General features: G+C 44.4%; 14 protein-coding genes and 1 other annotated feature. Of the genes, 6 read left to right on the plus strand and 8 right to left on the minus strand.

Annotation, left to right across the window (positions count from 1 at the left end):
• Positions 1-144 precede the first annotated feature (144 nt).
• The gene (gene hisJ / locus BVI01S_RS17635; protein ID WP_061811108.1) at positions 145-936 is read left to right on the plus strand and encodes a histidinol-phosphatase HisJ; all 792 of its coding nucleotides are present in this window, start codon (positions 145-147) and stop codon (positions 934-936) included.
• Positions 937-979: 43 nt separating this feature from the next.
• Here the strand turns inward: hisJ and refZ are convergent, their stop codons facing one another.
• A complete protein-coding gene (refZ, locus tag BVI01S_RS17640) occupies positions 980-1,633 on the minus strand; it encodes a forespore capture DNA-binding protein RefZ (protein ID WP_061811109.1) in 654 nt (217 codons plus the stop codon).
• A 280-nt stretch (positions 1,634-1,913) separates the two neighbouring features.
• Here refZ and msrC point away from each other — a divergent pair, with 280 nt between their 5' ends.
• Positions 1,914-2,399: a free L-methionine (R)-S-oxide reductase MsrC gene (gene msrC, locus BVI01S_RS17645; protein WP_034765753.1), complete on the plus strand. Its 486-nt coding sequence runs from the start codon at positions 1,914-1,916 to the stop codon at positions 2,397-2,399.
• A gap of 205 nt (positions 2,400-2,604) precedes the next feature.
• The gene (locus BVI01S_RS17650) at positions 2,605-3,246 is read left to right on the plus strand and encodes a phosphatase PAP2 family protein (RefSeq protein WP_061811110.1); all 642 of its coding nucleotides are present in this window, start codon (positions 2,605-2,607) and stop codon (positions 3,244-3,246) included.
• A 77-nt stretch (positions 3,247-3,323) separates the two neighbouring features.
• Here BVI01S_RS17650 and BVI01S_RS17655 read toward each other — a convergent pair whose 3' ends face one another.
• The 3 genes from BVI01S_RS17655 to BVI01S_RS17665 form a co-directional block, all read right to left on the minus strand.
• Complete coding sequence (locus BVI01S_RS17655) at positions 3,324-4,223, minus strand: TIGR03943 family putative permease subunit (protein WP_061811111.1); 900 nt, start codon at positions 4,221-4,223, stop codon at positions 3,324-3,326.
• Between the two features lie 14 nt (positions 4,224-4,237).
• Positions 4,238-5,248: a permease gene (locus BVI01S_RS17660; RefSeq protein ID WP_061811112.1), complete on the minus strand. Its 1,011-nt coding sequence runs from the start codon at positions 5,246-5,248 to the stop codon at positions 4,238-4,240.
• A 193-nt stretch (positions 5,249-5,441) separates the two neighbouring features.
• Positions 5,442-6,623, minus strand: coding sequence for a GTP-binding protein (locus tag BVI01S_RS17665; protein ID WP_174523043.1), 1,182 nt, complete (start codon positions 6,621-6,623; stop codon positions 5,442-5,444).
• Between the two features lie 365 nt (positions 6,624-6,988).
• On the opposite strand from BVI01S_RS17665, the gene BVI01S_RS17670 reads away from it, so the two are divergent.
• On the plus strand, positions 6,989-7,999 hold the full coding sequence (locus BVI01S_RS17670; RefSeq protein WP_061811114.1) for a metal ABC transporter solute-binding protein, Zn/Mn family: 1,011 nt from the start codon (positions 6,989-6,991) through the stop codon (positions 7,997-7,999).
• 83 nt (positions 8,000-8,082) lie between these two features.
• On the opposite strand, the gene megL is transcribed toward BVI01S_RS17670, so the two are convergent.
• The 3 genes from megL to BVI01S_RS17685 all read right to left on the minus strand — a co-directional run bounded on the left by megL (position 8,083) and on the right by BVI01S_RS17685 (position 12,151).
• Complete coding sequence (megL, locus tag BVI01S_RS17675; protein WP_061811115.1) at positions 8,083-9,267, minus strand: methionine gamma-lyase; 1,185 nt, start codon at positions 9,265-9,267, stop codon at positions 8,083-8,085.
• 428 nt (positions 9,268-9,695) lie between these two features.
• Positions 9,696-11,510, minus strand: coding sequence for a sensor domain-containing diguanylate cyclase (locus BVI01S_RS17680; RefSeq protein WP_061811116.1), 1,815 nt, complete (start codon positions 11,508-11,510; stop codon positions 9,696-9,698).
• 41 nt (positions 11,511-11,551) lie between these two features.
• On the minus strand, positions 11,552-12,151 hold the full coding sequence (locus tag BVI01S_RS17685; protein WP_061811117.1) for a hypothetical protein: 600 nt from the start codon (positions 12,149-12,151) through the stop codon (positions 11,552-11,554).
• Positions 12,152-12,487: 336 nt separating this feature from the next.
• On the opposite strand from BVI01S_RS17685, the gene rpsD reads away from it, so the two are divergent.
• Complete coding sequence (rpsD, locus tag BVI01S_RS17690) at positions 12,488-13,090, plus strand: 30S ribosomal protein S4 (protein WP_034765742.1); 603 nt, start codon at positions 12,488-12,490, stop codon at positions 13,088-13,090.
• 136 nt (positions 13,091-13,226) lie between these two features.
• Here rpsD and tyrS read toward each other — a convergent pair whose 3' ends face one another.
• Positions 13,227-14,489, minus strand: a complete 1,263-nt coding sequence (gene tyrS, locus BVI01S_RS17695; protein ID WP_061811118.1) for a tyrosine--tRNA ligase — start codon at positions 14,487-14,489, stop codon at positions 13,227-13,229.
• A gap of 54 nt (positions 14,490-14,543) precedes the next feature.
• Positions 14,544-14,752: a binding site (T-box leader), on the minus strand.
• A 177-nt stretch (positions 14,753-14,929) separates the two neighbouring features.
• Here tyrS and BVI01S_RS17700 point away from each other — a divergent pair.
• On the plus strand, positions 14,930-17,899 hold the full coding sequence (locus BVI01S_RS17700) for a transglycosylase domain-containing protein (RefSeq protein ID WP_082804775.1): 2,970 nt from the start codon (positions 14,930-14,932) through the stop codon (positions 17,897-17,899).
• The last annotated feature ends 241 nt before the right edge of the window (positions 17,900-18,140 follow it).

An 18,140-nucleotide genomic window follows, 5' to 3' on the forward strand; every position in this document is an offset into this window, starting at 1 on the left:
TCAATCAACTTATGTAGTTTCAACTTACTTTTCCAATTGGGGCCCTCTCATTCTGTTTATTCCCCTATGAAATTTGCAATATATCTATCATTACCCATTATAAAAGCACAAATAATGATTATTATAAAAAGGAAGTGAAGTCTAATGACTAAGATTGATGGGCATGTGCATACGCCGTTTTGTCCGCATGGGAGTGGGGATTCTTTTGAGATGTATGTGGAGAGGGCGATGGCTCTTGATTATCGTGCTATAACGTTTACGGAGCATGCTCCGCTGCCGGTCGGGTTCAGGGATACGACGCCTGATCAGGATAGTGGGATGGATCCGTCGCGTATCAGGGACTATTTTGATGCACTGGACATCTTGAAGGAGAAATATAGGGACAAGATCACCATCCGCTCCGGGCTCGAGGTGGATTATATTGAAGGGTTTGAGAAAGAGACCGAAGACTTCCTTTCGACTTATGGGTCCCGGATGGATGACAGTATTCTTTCTGTTCACTTCCTTCATCAGCAAGGGAAATGGGATTGTCTTGATTTCAGCCCCGAAGTGTTCCAAACCATGATCGGTTATTATGGATCGGTTGATGAGATCTATAAGCAGTATTATCGAACGGTCCTTCAATCGATCCGGGCAGACCTCGGTCCCTATAAGCCGAAGCGTATCGGTCACATCACTCTCGTAAAGAAATTCCAGAAGCTGTTTCCTGCATCCCAGTCGTTTTCCGATGAGATTTCCCTCATCCTTCAGGAAATGGCGGGAAGGGGTTTAGAACTTGATTATAACGGGGCGGGATTCGTGAAACCACATTGCGGGGAATCCTATCCGCCACAGGATGTCATCAAACAGGCCCGCGCCCTGGGGATCAACATCGTCTATGGTTCTGATGCCCACACGGCTGAAGGATTGGACCAGGGAAGAAACTTGATGAAATAAAAAAGGAAAGAACTCTTCTTCCATCGGAGAAGAGTTCTTTCTTTCAGATGATCAGCTCTTTTTTCATGACCTCTTTCGCTTCAGAAACGAGTAAGAGGTCGATCCATTGATCAATGTTTTTATAATATTGATCAATGAAATAGTATTCCTGAGGGAACATCTGCCACACTTCCCTTAACTGCTGGCTGTGCAGGAACGGCATCGTCAGCATGGACTTGAGCTGGATGACGAGGAAGCTGACGGGCTGTTTTTTCAAGGCATGGTCCTTCATTCCCTGTTCGAATAATCGTTTCATATAGTGCCTTTCCTTCATTAAATACGAAGAGATGATTTCCCGGACCACCTGGGAATCGATGGATACTTCCCTCCATATGAATCGGGATAGTTGATGATTTTCACTTTGAAATTTCAATATTTTATAGACGGCCCGCTTCAGGCACAGATCGGCACTGACATAATTCAGCGCCTCCACTTCTTCCTGAAGGAAACGCAGGTACGGTTCAAAGAAATGGGTGAAGCACGCTTCCAATACACCCTGCTTGCCTTTAAAGTAATAGGAGATGGTAGCAGGATTCACGTCCGCCCGCTTTGCAATGTCCCTGACGGACGTTCCATCGAATCCATGATCATAAAAAAGGTAGACAGCCGCTTTAAAAATGGACTCTTTCGTCGACTTGGAGGTATCTAGTTTTTTCATATTTCCCCTTCTTTCATGTATATTAGGCGAATGAAAAAAACAGTGGCGAGGATCAATGTATAAAAACTTTTCAGAAATAAACTAAATCATTGAAGACGATGAAGAAATATGCTAAAAATGGTTCAATAGATGTTTCTATTATAATTTGTTTACACTAAGATTTCGTGTTTTCGTATGGATTTCCTTTAAGTATTTCTCGACAGGATTTGTCGCTTGGAGTTCCTGCGGTAACGCTTAGACATGAAATAGCGCAGAATATGTAGAATTGGGGGAGTTTATGATGTTTCAAGTAGAAAAATATCAAGGTACAAAGGAACAGGGCTTTGGTCTTGTCACGAAGCAATTGAAGGCTTTACTGGAAGGTGAACCGAATCAGATTGCGAATTTAAGCAATGCTTCCGCCTTATTGAACCAATTCATGGACCGCATTAACTGGGTTGGCTTCTATTTAATGGAGGAAGAAAGCAATCAATTGGTGCTCGGCCCCTTCCAGGGACTGCCTGCATGTGTGAGGATTCCTTTAGGAAGAGGCGTTTGCGGTACGGCTGCAAGTGAACAGAAGACGCTGCGGATCGAGGATGTACATCAATTCCCCGGGCACATCGCATGCGACGCTGCCTCCCAATCCGAAATCGTCATCCCTCTCGTCAAAGAGGGAAAACTGATCGGGGTCCTAGATATTGACAGCCCTGAAAAAGCACGATTTGATGAAGATGACCAAAAGTTTTTGGAAATCTTCACAGATGAACTTTTAAGACATCTTTAATCCTGTATAATAGGGATAAAGCCCTGCCGGGAATAGGACATTTCCGACAGGGTGTTTTTTTGTGCTGGGAAAAATTCGGTGACTTGTTAAAAAGTTCACGTTTCCTTACCCTTCTTAAAGGGAAAAGAGTAACGTACATGAGAACTTTACCCTGTGTTATCCCATACAATATCCAGAATGGAGTACAGGTAAAAAGAGGTGTAATATGCGAGCTAAGAAAAAAGACTTACCCTATTTATTATGTTTGCTGGTTATGCCGGCATTAGGTTTTATATACACGCTATTAAATACGGATACCCGTGAAGCAGTCATTTTATCTACCCAACTCGATGAATGGATCCCATTCGTGCCGGTTTTCATTGTGCCGTATATATTATGGTACGCCTTTATTTTAGGATACCTTTTTTACTTCTGGTATAAAGATGTCCCTACATTCCTGAAAACCCTCGGCATCATTTTCATCGGAGAATTGGTTTGTTTTGTGATCTACTTTTACTTTCAAACGACCGTACCCCGCCCGGAGCTTATGGGTGATGGATTATTTATCGACCTGGTCCGAATGATCTACAGTCATGACCAGCCTTATAATGCTTTCCCGAGCATCCATGTCTTAACGACATTTGCCATCATTCTCGGAAACTTCAACATTAAGAATAAACATCTGTTCCACACGGTCTTTGTGCCGGTCATGGGATCGTTGATCATTGTATCGACCCTCTTTGTCAAACAACATTTCGTACTCGACATGGTCAGTTCGATTTTCTTGACGACGTTCATTTACGGTATTATGTTTGAACTTTATGGAGTCAGTGCAAAGAAATCGAAGCAGGCTTATTTAGAAGATTAAAACACCCTAAAAACAGGAAGGACCCCATTTATTGGGGTACCTTCCTGTTTTAATTCGTCGATTGCCATCAGCCAAGATTATTCAATTTTAATATAAAATTCTTCCACATAAGGATTCTCAGGCTGTTCGACTTCTTCAAATACCGGATGGGTAATGACCGGCATCTTCCGACCATTAAAATCCACGGCATCCAGGATCCCACTTACATTCACCCATGTATCGGGCTCCAGGTTCGCCATATTCGTGTCCTGGACCAATAATCCGTATACTGATGCATCGGCCACACAGCAGGATACTACATATCTTGAAATGACGGCCTGGTTCCCGCTGAAACTTTCATCCTTATAAATGAATCCTGTCAGCTGCACTTCTTTTCCAACATGCTGTTTGAGCTCCTCATCCACTATACTGAGCGTTTGAATATACTGTTCATCCCGTACGATGATTTTTTCTTTGCTCCCGACGATGTCCTTGAGCTTTTCGAAGTCTTCCTCGACAGGGAAGTCGTCATATGAATCCAGTTTTGGCTGCAAACCATGCGTGGAATGTTGATTCAGCTCCCCGGTATTTTTCGATTGACCGTCAATTGCCGGTGGGGTGGAAAACATCGTATTGCCGATCTTCACACCTCTTTTTGCCGCAGCGGCACTATCCAGCACATTATCAGGCATCAGGAAACCGAGGACAAGTGGAAGGACGAACAAGGTATAGATCATGAAGGACTTCATCGCCCCTCTCGGCAGTTCATGTCCTTCACAATCACAAGAATGAGTCTTTGCATTGGAAGATGTTCCCCGGATGACCTGAATGGCCCCGAGCAGAAGGAAAATCCCTAATGCAAAATAAAGATATCCATTCATTCTCGGCGCGATGAAGTACTGAAGATTAAAGGTTAAAAACAGCTTAAGTAAAAGTAATGCATAACCCAGTAAGATAATTCCCCTTATATACGTATGAAATCGAACGGATGAATTCACTGAACGATCCCTCCCTATATCCAAAATTGAGTAACCATTATACAGAGATAAACGGTAATGGTGACGACTGCCATGAATAATAAGACAAAGCGCTTCTTAAAATAGGCAAGCATCAATAACGTATTTTTGAAATCGATCATCGGACCGTACACAAGAAACGCAAGAAGGGACGTCGTTGAAAACAGGTTACCGAATGAAGATGCAACGAAAGCATCCGCTTCGGAACACAGGGACATAATGTATGCAAATCCCATCATGACTCCAGGGCCTGCCCAATCGTTCGACCCCAATGCTACAATGGATTCACGATCGATATACGTTTGAAACACGGATGCCAGGAAGGCACCGATGATTAAGAATTTACCCATATCAAAAAATTCATCACTGGCATGGACCAGGGTTTGCATCAGTTTATTCGACGAATGGTCATGATCATGTTCGTGATGATGTTCCTGATCGTGACTTCTTTGCTTAAGGGGATCCTGCCTGCCAAATAGCTTGTACAATAACGCCCCAATGACCAATGCTGCAATGAACGCAATCACCATTCTCCCTATGACGACGGTAAGGTTATGTTGAAAAGCATAGTAGGTGGAAAGCAGGACAATCGGATTCAGGATCGGGGCTGTCACCATAATGACGATGGCCAGGTGTGTAGGCATCCCTTTCTTTATCAGCCTCCTGGCTACGGGTACGATGGCACACTCACAAACAGGGAGCAGCGCACCTACAAAGACGGCAGGCAACAACGCCAGATAAGGGAATCTCTTCGGAACCAGCCTTTGTAATAAACTCTCTGACACAAATACTTGAATGAGAGCAGAAGCAAATACGCCAATTAATATGAATGGGATGGCTTCTAACAGGATGCTTAAGAAAATCGTGATGACATTCATCAGAGAACCTCCGAAAACCTCATCCGGTACCCAACCTTTTATGAATTCACCGGCTAAAAACAATCCGATGATCAATATAAATAGAATAACACCAGTCAGGTCCTGTCCTACTTTTTTTAATTCTTTCAAAGATCATAAAACTCCTCTCTCCACAAAACGTAATCATTACGCTTTAACACTTATACTACTTTTATTCTTTCTTGAGCAGCATTATGACTAATCGATTCATATTTCATGATCCGCGCACTTTTATGTTATTGAAGAAGAATCATTCCCTGGACTTCCATTTTTTCACCCCGGATAGAATTGATGGGAATCTCTATTAATCTTCTACACTGAATCCCGGAATCGGATCATTGAATGCAGCCCAATCCTCTCCCATTTCCTTGTCTGTTAATAAACAACGGTCCAATGACCGTTCTATTTCTTCCCTGTTCATCTCCAGCCCGATAAAAACGAGCTCATTCATTCGGTCTCCATAAATCGGATCCCATTTCTTTTTCAATTCCACTTCTTCAGCAAGAATTTCATTCCTTTCAACTTCAGGGTACGCAGCCACCCACTCTCCTGCTCCCTGGATGATAATCGAGGGACCAGCCTGCGATAATAAGCCTGTCATGTCATTACGCGTCGGCAGCCAAAAGAACCCCTTTGCCCTTACAATATCCACCGGCCATTCCTCCATCCACTTCATGAAACGTTCAGGGTGAAAGGGTTTCTTTCGACGGTACACAAAGGAAGATATTCCATACTCCTCCGTTTCAGGAGTGTGTTCTTCCTGTAATTCTTTTATCCAACCAGCTCCCTGACTTGCTTCTTCAAAATCAAACCGTTTCGTATCCAGTACTTGATTCAACGGGATGTTGGAGTGAATAGCAGAAATGATTTTTGCACCCGGGTTCAGCTTCTGAAGCATCGCTTTTAATTCAACGACATCCACGTCTTCCACTAAATCGACCTTATTTAACACAATCACATTGGCAAACTCAATTTGATCGATCAGTAAATCCACCACTTCCCTTGTGTCCCCTTCATTACTTGCCTGCTTCCGGTCCAGCAATGTTTCTCCACTGGCGAAGTCGTGCCAGAAACGATTGGCGTCCACAACTGTTACCATTGTATCCAGCCTTGTTTTACCCGTAAGGTCAATGTCCATTTCCTCATCCAGATACGTGAAGGTTTGGGCAACCGGTATGGGTTCAGAAATCCCGGTGGACTCAATGACGATAAAATCGATATCCCCCTGATCGACCAGGCGCTGTACTTCAATCATGAGGTCTTCCCTTAACGTACAACAAATGCACCCGTTTTGAAGCTCCACCAATTTCTCTTCCGTTCGGGTAAAACCACCGCTCTTGATGAGGGAAGCATCGATATTCACTTCACTCATATCATTCACAATAACTGCAATTTTTCTATTCTCCCGATTATGTAAAATATGATTCAATAACGTCGTCTTTCCAGACCCTAAATAGCCGCTTAATACTGTTACCGGTACTTTCATCTTTTCCATTCCTCCTAATCAAAATCATTACGATTTAGATATCGTGGTAAATTACGGACACTATCCTCGCACCGTAAATATTCAAAGATACAGAACTGATTTTCACTCCATTTTCAATTAGAAACTTGTTCCGTTTCACTAGATATGAGGTAGATCTATGCATATCTCCGCTTATGAAGAGCGACTCAATCAAAGAATCACCAACAGTATCAACTTAAATCGTAACAATTACGCTTTAAAAGTATTTAACCACACAAATGATTGACGTGCAATGAAAAATCGGATTTAAATCGTAATAATTCTTATTTACAAAACGGAATGATTACGATAAAGTGATGATTACATTCAATTTAAAGGAGTTAACAATGAGAAAATTCCTGTTCATTTCACTTGTACTTATGTTATCCACTTTTCTTTCTGCCTGTAATCAGACTGCTAAAAAGACAGACGGCAATCAATCTGATGCTGAACCAATAAGCATCATGACTTCCCTTTATCCACTTCAATATTTCGCTGAACGTATAGGAGAAGATATGGTAAAGGCGGAGTCCCTGATCCCACCCGGTTCTGACGCCCACACCTTTGAACCGACATCTAAAGATATGATGAGCATTGCAGAATCAGATCTGTTTATTTATATCGGACTGGGGATGGAATCATATGCTGAAAAAATCACTAAATCCCTGGAAAATGAGGATACTATAATGGTTGAGGCAACGAAGGGCGTCGATGCCATCGCAAGCCCCCATGATCACTCCGAAGAAGGACATCATGACGAGGGAGAAGCAGCTCATGAAGATGAGCATCATGAAGAAGGTGATGCTGCACATGAAGATGAGCATCATCATGGAGACTATGATCCACACGTTTGGTTAGATCCAAATCGTGCCATTGCATTGGCAGGGAATATCCGCGATGCTCTCATTGATCTACATCCTGAAGACAAGGATGCATTCAACCAGAACTTCAACGAATTGAAAAAAGATCTGAAAGAGATTGACGCTGAATTTACATCATTGGCTCAAGAAAGTGACCATCCAGAGATCCTTGTTTCCCATGCTGCCTATGGATATTGGGAGGACGCCTATGGAATTGAACAATTGGCTGTTGCGGGACTCTCTCCTACCGATGAGCCTTCCCAAAAAGAATTGAAGGAAATTATTGAAACGGCTAAAGAGCATTCTATTCATTATGTCATTTTCGAACAAAATGTTACGCCCCGGATTGCTGAAATCATACAGAAAGAAATCAATGCAAAGCCATTGAAGGTTTATAACCTTTCTGTATTAACAGAATCAGACATTGAAAACAATGAAAACTATCTTACATTGATGAAGAAAAACATCAAGACTCTCGAGCAAGCCATGAATGATTGATGATGAAAGGCTAAACCAGATAAGCGCGTGCCACGATATATGGCACGCGCTTGTTTCCTTTTTTAAAAAATATGAACTGGAGACTACTTTGCCTTATCCAGCGCCTGTGATAAATCACTCCAAATATCCTCCGGTGCCTCAAGTCCCACCGAAAGCCTCAGAAGCGAGTCATTGATTCCCATACTCTTTCTCGACTCTTCAGGCACGACGGCATGAGTCATCGTGGCAGGATGCTGGATCAATGTTTCCGCATCCCCCAGGCTTACGGCAATCTTGATCATGTCAAGATCATCCATGAACTTCTGCGCTTCTTCCTTGGAGCCTTTCAGCGTGAAGGAGATCATTCCACCCGGTTTTTTCATTTGTTTCTTCATGACCCCGTGCTGAGGGTGATTCTCATGTCCGGGATAGATGACCGTTTCCACGGCAGGATGCCCGGCTAACAGATCGGCAATCTTTTCAGCACTGTCACAGTGACGGTCCATCCGTACAGCCAGTGTCTTCAATCCCCTCAGCAATAACCATGCATCGAATGGGGAAATGATGCCTCCGATATCCTTTTGGGTCGTCATGCGGATCTCCGCCATTTTCTCCTGTGTACCTACTACAAGTCCGGCAACGACGTCTCCATGTCCGCCAATATATTTCGTTGCACTGTGGATGACAATGTCGCATCCAAGCTCCAGCGGACGCTGCAGATACGGTGAACAGAACGTATTATCCACCACGACCGGAATCCCCTTTTCCCTGGCAACCTTCACAACGAGTTCCAGGTCAATGAGCTGCATGGTCGGATTGATCGGGGTTTCCACATAAATACAGCTGGTGTTTTCCGTGATTTTCCCGCGGATCTCCTCTTCTGAGTCCATGGAAGAAAAATCATGTCCGATCGCAAATTTCTCCTGCAGGAGCTCGAGTAGTCCGAACGTACAGCCATACACCCCTTGGGAGCAAAGAATATGATCACCAGATTTTGTCAGTGAAAACAGCACCGCGCTTACGGCTGCCATCCCTGACCCGAATGCAAGGGCAGCTTCCCCGCCTTCCAATGAAGCCATCCGTTCTTCCAATATGGATACTGTCGGATTTCCCAATCTTGAATATATATATCCTTCTTCTTCACCGGCAAATCGATTTTCCCCTTGTTTCGCATTTGCAAAGGTATAAGTAGAAGTTTGGTATAAAGGGGGTGCTAAACTATCAAAATGCTGAGACGATTGATACCCCTCGTGAATCACCCTTGTTTCAAAACGCTTCTCATCTTTCATACAGTATTCCTCCCAGTATTCCCTTTAAGTCTAAGTAACTACTATTCTAGAATATGATAATCGGGGCGAAAAAGAAAGCGTTTACACTAAAGTGGTAAAGGAAGTTAGCTGTTTCTTAAACTTCATTTCTATACAAAGTGACGCGTTGGTTGATTTCCGCTGCAGGTGCTCGCTTTCCGCGGGGCGTGAGTTGAGCCTCCTCAGGCTTCGCCCTGTGGGGTCTCAACTTTCCCGCTATTCCCGTCGGAGTCGAGCACCTTCCGCTTCAATCAACTTACTGAGCATGTGTTTTCTATAATTAACAACATATAATATCTATTCCCATAAGGTCGAGTAACCTTTCAAGATCATGAGATTCAAAAAAATTCATTCAAAATCAAAAAAACAGGAAGAACCACTTTCGGCTCTTCCTGTTGATTTTATATTGTTTATTGACAGTCTTTCACGACCTGGTTTTTTCCGTTGTTTTTGGCCAGGTAGAGTGCTTCGTCGGCTTTTTTGACTAGTTCTTTGACGGATTTGGGGCAGTGGTCGTCATCTGCTCTCCAGATGGATAATCCGCATGATAGGGTGACGGATGGATCGGTTTTCAATGGGACTTCCTTGATGATGCGTTCCGCGATTTCCATTCCTTTTTCAAGGGAAAGGGAAGGCAGATAGGCTGCCAGTTCTTCCCCTCCCCATCTTGCGACGAATCCGTGATGACCGACGATTCCCTTGATGAGATTGGACACTTCTATGATGACTTCATCCCCGATTTGGTGACCATAGTTGTCGTTGATGGATTTGAAATCATCGATATCGATCAAGAGCAGCGTACCCAGTTCATCCTGATTCATGGAGGATTCCATTTCATCATCCAGATAATTCCGTGCGAACAATTTGGTCATGTGATCGGTGATGACCATATGCTCCAATTTTTCACGGAGGGTGGCATTGGTGATGGCCAGGGTGGAATGATGGATGAACGACTGCAGCAGCTTGTACATATCAAACGAAAACATATACGGTTCCTTATGGAGCACCACACAGAATCCGATCAGTGCTTCATTTTGAACCATGGGAGCAGCCATGAGCGACGGAAAAGCATACGCTTCTTCAAATCGATCACTGACATCCCCTAAGAAGATGGAGTCCCTCTCCTCTTCAATACGCTTCTTAACGTACGAAATATAACTCCTGCCGATCTCTTCAGAAAAGACCGGGGAGCTTTCGTCCAGAATCGTGTACTCCCCTTTTTGAAGGAGGACGAACCCTATGGCGGATGCCTGGAAGGAACGCTTGATCTGCTTCTTCAAAAACAGGACCGTTTCAGATAAACGTAAATTCAAGTTTAGTTGATGGGACGTTTCATTGATAAGCTGAAGATCGGTGATGAGCCTCTTCGACTGTTCATAAAGCTTGGCGTTCTCCAGGGCACTCCCGGCTGTATAGGCTAGGAGGCGGATGAACTCGATCTTCTGATCCGTAAAATCACGGGAAACGGACTTCACTTCAAGGACCCCGTAGATCCCCTGCTTTCCTTTTAATGGGGCATAAAGGATATCTTCTTCACAGGACTCAATGCTTCCGTTGACAAATGCCTGCATGGCCGATTCATTGGCACGTTCAAAATCAAAATTCTTGATGGGCAGTTCGCCGAAATCATACCGGTCATTGGACAATAACAAACGGAACTCATCAATCGGGAATACCTGTTTCAACGTCTCGATGACCTGTACGAGGAGGGTATGAACGTCCCTCGTTGAATGGAAGATCTCTGTCACTTTGAATAATTCCCTATATCTTCTCTCGTCTTCAAGGACGGTCTGGATGCCGTCTGTATGCTGTAAAAACTGATTGCTCGCCTTCCAAAAGGAATGAAGCCAACTTTCATCGGCCCAGCCTTTCGAATCCTCCGTCTTCACTTGGAGGATCGCCAAAGGACTTCCATCACTCTTCGTAAAGTGAAACTTAATGGAAGAAAGATCTTCTTTTTCTATTAAGATCGGCCTGAGAATATACTCCTCTGTCGCTTCAGCAAGTGTGAGGGGAACACCACCATGATGATGGGGTTGATATAGGAAATAAGTAGAATCGGTATAAAAATATAAAAATGCCTGATCGATATCCAGGCAATCCTTCACAACCGTCAGCCACTTTTGCAATTGAACAGAATGATCTGCATCTGCTGACATTTCTTCATAGATTAAATCGAATAGCTTGGACTTGTATTCATGCAGAGCATGTTGAATAACGTACATTTTTCTCACCCACACCTGAAAGGTTTGTGAAACGAATTACATCACCGGCTCCTGGCCAGTACCATATCCTTTTGAAAGACAACCAGCCATACTGAATCGTCTCCGGATAAGGAATGGATTTCTTCCGGTTCCCCGCTTTTGTCTGTAAGATCCAGTCGGACTTCATGAGATCCCTGTGGAATACTGATGGATCCGGTGCCTTCCTGAACATGAAAGGGCTGCCGGCTTGAAGTGACGGAAGACGGTTCACTTTCCCGCTCCTGTAAAACCTCTAACGATTCGGAAAACAGTATCCATTTCTTCTCTTCCATTTGGACCCAGACCCCATTATGTTCCTTTGTAACACGAAGCGTTTTCACTGGATTGTGTAACGACACACTATGTAATACCTTAAAGTAATATTGGTTTTTTTGATCAATTTCATATATGACAAGGACCGGCTGCTCTTCTACCACCTTCGCCACTGCGATGACCGGGTTCCGACTTTCGTCTCCCCTGGACAATACCTGGGCATGTGTGGATGGTGTGATCTCCTCGACTTTATCGGATGAGGAGGAATAGAGGAAACCTCCCAATACAACCAGCAGACAGATACCGATCAATAGATATCGAAGAACTTTCTCTCTCTTTGATTCCTGCAAATCTGCTCACCTATTTAACATAATTTTCAACTTTTATTATATCACAACAAATGACTTATGAACTATATTGTTTGTGCAATCCAGATCGCTCTTTTCAGGAAACTATAAAATACTTCCTTGACTTCTAATCTCTCGCATCATATAATATTCTTTGTGTAAAATAATGCAGCTTCAGTGAAGTCCTTTATGCTCGTATTTTGTTCCTCTACGTTGAGGTGTATCTTGTAACCCTCTGCTGCTAGGGCGAAGGTACATGAAAACAAAATGCACATAATTGTTTATTCACAGGTGTTTTTATTTTACAACAAAATAAAAACAATAAAGGAGGAGTCTCTCATGGCTCGATATACTGGCCCAAGCTGGAAATTATCTCGTCGTCTTGGAATCTCTCTAAGCGGTACGGGTAAAGAATTAGAAAAGCGTCCTTACGCTCCAGGACAACACGGTCCTAACCAACGTAAAAAAATCTCTGAATACGGTTTACAACTTCAAGAGAAGCAAAAACTTCGTCACATGTACGGAGTAACTGAGCGTCAATTCCGTAACCTATTTGACCAAGCTGGCAAATTACAAGGTAAACACGGTGAAAACTTCATGGCGCTACTTGAGTGCCGCCTGGATAACGTTGTTTATCGTTTAGGTCTTGCTCGTACTCGTCGTCAAGCACGTCAACTTGTTAACCACGGTCACGTTACAGTGAACGGATCTCGCGTAGACATCCCTTCATTCCGCGTTCTTCCTGGTCAAACAATCTCAGTTCGTGAAAAATCACGTAACCTTGACATCATCAAAGAAGCGATGGAAGTGAACAGCTTTGTTCCTGAATTCCTAACTTTCGATGCTGACAAATTAGAAGGTACATTCACACGCGTTCCTGAACGTTCTGAATTACCAGCTGAAATTAACGAAGCTCTTATCGTTGAGTTCTACTCTCGTTAATCTTTGTGAAAGAGACACTGTCCATTCTATGGGCAGTGTTTTTTTGTGCTAAAAAACATGAAATTCCCATAATAAAAGCACGGTACCCGCTCCTAATGAGAGAAACGGATACCGCGCTGATAGATTCTATATCCTATTATACGTACTGAACTCTGAAATATTTCTTTTTTCCTCGGCGGATGATCGTAAATTGTCCTTCGATCTTGTCCCCTTCGCCCATCACATGCTGAAGGTCCGTGATACGCTCTCCATTGATGTAGATCGCACCGTTGCCGACATCTTCACGTGCCTGGCGTTTGGAAGGCGAAATCTTCGCATTGACAAGAAGATCGATCAATCCGATTTCTTCTCCTTTTGCCTGTTCGAAAGACGGGACATCTTTGAAGCCTTCCAGTATTTCAGAAGCTGATAATGATTTGATGTCACCACTGAATAACGCTTGAGTGATACGAATCGCCTGATCAAGGGCTTCTTCTCCGTGGATCAACTTCGTCATTTCTTCCGCTAACGTCTTTTGTGCTTTGCGAAGATGAGGTTCTGTTTCAACGGAAGCAGCAAGTGCATCGATTTCTTCATGAGAAAGGAAGGTAAAGTACTTCAAGTATTTCACGACATCCGCATCGGCTGCGTTGATCCAGAACTGGTAGAACTCGTAAGGAGACGTCTTCTTCGGATCGAGCCATACCGCCCCGCTTTCCGTTTTACCGAATTTCGTTCCGTCCGCTTTCGTGACAAGTGGAATCGTGAAGCCGAAAGCCTTCGTCTCTTCTTCATGTGTTCGTCTGATCAGTTCAAGGCCCGTCGTAATGTTCCCCCACTGGTCACTTCCACCGATCTGCAGCTTACAATTGTAGTTGTCGTATAGATGATTGAAATCCATCGCTTGCAGGATCGTATACGTAAATTCAGTGAATGAAATACCCGATTCCAGACGAGACGAGATCGTATCTTTCGCCAGCATGTAATTGACACCCACATGCTTACCGAAATCACGAAGGAATGCGACAACATCCATCGCTCCGATCCAGTCATAGTTATTCACCATCACTGCCCCATTTTCCCCTTCGAAATCAAAGATGCTCTGGAGCTGTCCTTTAATGCTCTCTACATTTCCCTGAATGGCTTCAATGGTCTGCAGTTTACGTTCTTCATTTTTTCCGCTCGGATCACCGATCAAACCTGTCGCCCCTCCAACCAGGACAAGTGGACGATGCCCTTGATTCTGGAAACGGCGAAGCGTCAGGAATGGAAGCAGATGCCCGATATGCATGCTGTCCGCTGTCGGATCGATCCCGCAGTAAATCGAAATGCTCTCTTTATTCAATAAGTCCTTCAAGCCTTCAGCATCTGTTTGCTGGTACGTGATCCCACGCCATTCCAAGTCTTTTAATAAATCCATCTCTCTTCCTCCTTTTAATTTCACGTGCAAACAACAAAAAAGTCCCTGCATATATGCAGGGACGCTGTCGCGCGGTACCACCCAAATTAAGGAATAACATCCTTCACTCTATAGAGATAACGGCTCTCACCGTTTGCCGCTACTAAGGTTCACGACAAAAGCTCCAGGATGTAATTCATCGGCCATTTGTGTCAGTTCACAGCACCCACTGACTCTCTTCGTAACAGGGAAGGCAGACTACTTATTCCTCTCATTGCATGTATTATGTGTACAGTAATCCGATTGATGTCGGATGATCATTACAATCACTATATTAGGTTTTTACCATATTCCAAAATAATAGTCAACTAAACGCATGATAAAAGACCATTTTATTTGACTTTTTACGACAGCCTTCCTGTAATTATGCTATAATGGGAATGTTCTGGGGGGAATGATATATGAAGGAAAAATGGAACATATTACGTGAAAAATTAGACCCTGCAATCAGGTTCTTTTCAAATACTAGACTACAAAAACGAGCAAGAATTACATACGGTGTATTCTGGAACCTGTCTTTGATCCTGATCGTCCTCTTTGTATTGGGATTGGCATTTGCAGGAGGAGTCGGAGCGGGTTATTTCGCTTCACTCGTCAAGGAAGAACCAATCCGTCCTTATGACCAAATGAAAAAGGACATCTACAACTACGAAGAAACCTCTCGACTTTACTTCTCGGACGATGTCTATCTCGGGAAACTCCGGACTGACCTGGAACGGGAAGAAGTGAAGCTTGAAGATATTTCGAAAGATCTGCAGCATGCCGTCATTGCAACAGAAGATGAGTACTTCAACGAACATAACGGTGTCGTGCCGAAAGCGATCATGCGCGCCGTCCTACAGGAATTCACGAATTCAGCCACCCAATCGGGCGGGAGTACACTCACTCAACAGCTGATCAAAAATCAGATCCTCACGAATGAAGTATCATTTGAAAGAAAAGCGAAAGAGATCCTTCTCGCTCTTCGCCTGGAAAGATTTTTTGATAAAGATGAGATACTGGAAGCGTATCTGAATGTAGCGACTCTTGGACGGAACTCATCCGGCCAAAATATCGCAGGTGTCCAATCGGCTGCCAAAGGCATTTTCGGAGTGGACGCCAAGGATTTGACCCTGCCACAGTCAGCCTTCATCGCTGGACTTCCACAGGCTCCCTTCTCTTACACACCATTCAAGAATAATGGGGAAATCAAAGAGAATCTCGAAGCCGGGATGAGCAGGAAAAACACGGTCCTCTACCGGATGCACCGGGAAGGATACATCACGAAAAAGCAATATGACGATGCCGTTGCTTACGACATCTCAAAGGATTTCGTGAAACCAAAGCCATCACCTCGAGAGCAATACCCATGGCTCACTGCCGAACTTGAAAGCAGGGCAGTGGAAATCATGAAAAATGTGCTTGCCAAGGAAGATGGATATTCTGAACAGGATCTTGAAAACAATGATGAACTTGAAGACAAGTACCAGACGCTTGCTGACCGCAACGTCCGTCAAAGCGGGTATGAAATCCATTCAACCATCAACAAGAAGATCTATGACCAGATGCAAAAAACAAAGGATGCGTATGACATGTATGGTCCTACCAAAACCAGAACGGAAAAAGACCCTGACACAGGGAAAGAAGTAGAAATCGAGGAGCCGGTTCAGGTCGGCGCCGTGATGATCGAGAACAAAACGGGCCGCATCATCAGCTTCATCGGCGGCCGTGATTTCAAATTGGAACAAATCAACCATGCTACTCAATCACACAGATCAAACGGCTCTACCATGAAGCCTTTGCTCGCTTACGGACCAGCACTCGAATACGGCTACATCTCACCGGGATCACCGATTCCCGATGTGGGCGTCAACATCAATGGCTGGAAACCGGAAAACTATTCGTTCAGGGAGCGCGGACTCTTCCCTGCAAGATTCGCCCTGGCAGAATCATTGAATCTGCCAGCGGTCAGAACGTATGCGAATATATACAACCGGAATCCATTTAAAGAGTTTCTATTGAAAATGGGCTTCGAATCACTTTCAAGCAGATATGACAATAACCTGTCCCTTACTCTCGGGGCTACGACGACGGGTGTCACGGTCGAAGAAAACGTAAATGCCTACACCACCTTTGCCAATGGAGGGAAATTCATCGATGCCTTCATGATTGACAAGATCGTCGACAAGGACGGCAATGTCGTCTTTGAACACAAGACAGAACCTGTGGATGTCTTCAGTCCGCAAACCGCTTATTTAGCGATCGATATGATGAGGGATACCCTGGATCATAACCTTGGTACGGGACGTTATGCGAAAACCTTCCTGAACTTTAATTCAGACTGGGCCGGGAAATCCGGAACGAGTCAGGATTACAAAGATCACTGGTTTGTGGCAACGAATCCGAGCATCACCTTCGGAACCTGGTTCGGTTATGACACGCCTTCTTCATTGAATACAGCTTCTTCACGAGCCCGGTACGGACATTACGGCTTGCGTAACATCCGCTTATGGTCGTATCTGTTGAATGATGTCAGGGACCTGGCTCCAGATCTGATCGACCCTGATGCATCGTTCCAACAGCCGGAAGGGGTCGTCAGAAGATCCTTCTGTTCCATCTCTGGTCTGCTTCCATCCGAAGCATGCAGCCAGGCGGGACTTGTTAAAAGTGATTTATTCAATGCAAAATACGTTCCTACCAAAACGGATGACAGCTTACTTATGAGTCGTTACGTCATGGTGAACGGAAAGAAATACCTGGCATTGCCGAATACGCCGGCAGAATTTTCACAGCCGGGTGTCATCCTGAACCCTGACTTTGTGAAAAACATCTTCGGTGCAGTGCCTGGAAATCCGGACAAACTGATCCCGGATGGAGACGAACGATTTAAAAACGTCCTCATCGCGGAGAACAAGATTTCCGATGACGGGGCAGCTCCTGGAACCGTCAATGCGAGCGGAAACGGGAACAAAATCACGTGGACACCCTCCGCGAGCGGCGATGTGGTCGGATATAGAGTATACCGGACATCCGGCGGAAAAGTCGGAAGCGTCAAGTCCGGATCCAGTTTAGCCGTATCGGTTGGAAACGGTGATTTCTACGTGGTTGCCGTCGATGTCGCCGGTAAAGAATCTGCCCGTTCCAACACGGTCCAGATCGGACAACCGGCACCAAAACCGGATCCGAAACCTGAAAAACCGGGTACAGATCCGAAACCACCTGGTGACAAACCAGCCGATCCACCTCCAAAGCCCGATAAACCGGACAAGCCGGAGCCACCACCTCCTGCAGATGATGGCGGCGGCAATGGAGGCGGTGACGGCGGTGGTGACGGTGACGGTGGCGGAACCGAACCACCTACAGAACCGGATCCACCTCCAGCGCAGAACTGATGATTGATTGAAAAGAGGGAAACGTCGTTGTGACGTCTCCCTCTTTTTTTGCATTGTAGTCACGTATCAACTTTGAACTCACATGGCGTATTTTGCCTTCATTCACATAGTAGATCAATGAAATTAGTAATAAAAGAAATGTGTGATTTTGTAAGTAGTTTTATCCTTAATTTAGTAACCAGTTATAGTGAAAATAAGCGGAAACTTTCCGGTTAAGACTGCAGAATAGAGCTTTTGTTCG

The organism is Rossellomorea vietnamensis NBRC 101237, assembly GCF_001591825.1.
Lineage (GTDB): Bacteria > Bacillota > Bacilli > Bacillales > Bacillaceae_B > Rossellomorea > Rossellomorea vietnamensis.

Coding starts and splice junctions, on each gene's coding strand:
- hisJ (WP_061811108.1), top strand. CDS start 145: ATGACTAAGATTGATGGGCATGTGCATACGCCGTTTTGTCCGCATGGG.
- refZ (WP_061811109.1), bottom strand. CDS start 1,633: ATGAAAAAACTAGATACCTCCAAGTCGACGAAAGAGTCCATTTTTAAA.
- msrC (WP_034765753.1), top strand. CDS start 1,914: ATGTTTCAAGTAGAAAAATATCAAGGTACAAAGGAACAGGGCTTTGGT.
- BVI01S_RS17650 (WP_061811110.1), top strand. CDS start 2,605: ATGCGAGCTAAGAAAAAAGACTTACCCTATTTATTATGTTTGCTGGTT.
- BVI01S_RS17665 (WP_174523043.1), bottom strand. CDS start 6,623: ATGAAAGTACCGGTAACAGTATTAAGCGGCTATTTAGGGTCTGGAAAG.
- BVI01S_RS17670 (WP_061811114.1), top strand. CDS start 6,989: ATGAGAAAATTCCTGTTCATTTCACTTGTACTTATGTTATCCACTTTT.
- megL (WP_061811115.1), bottom strand. CDS start 9,267: ATGAAAGATGAGAAGCGTTTTGAAACAAGGGTGATTCACGAGGGGTAT.
- BVI01S_RS17680 (WP_061811116.1), bottom strand. CDS start 11,510: ATGTACGTTATTCAACATGCTCTGCATGAATACAAGTCCAAGCTATTC.
- rpsD (WP_034765742.1), top strand. CDS start 12,488: ATGGCTCGATATACTGGCCCAAGCTGGAAATTATCTCGTCGTCTTGGA.
- tyrS (WP_061811118.1), bottom strand. CDS start 14,489: ATGGATTTATTAAAAGACTTGGAATGGCGTGGGATCACGTACCAGCAA.
- BVI01S_RS17700 (WP_082804775.1), top strand. CDS start 14,930: ATGAAGGAAAAATGGAACATATTACGTGAAAAATTAGACCCTGCAATC.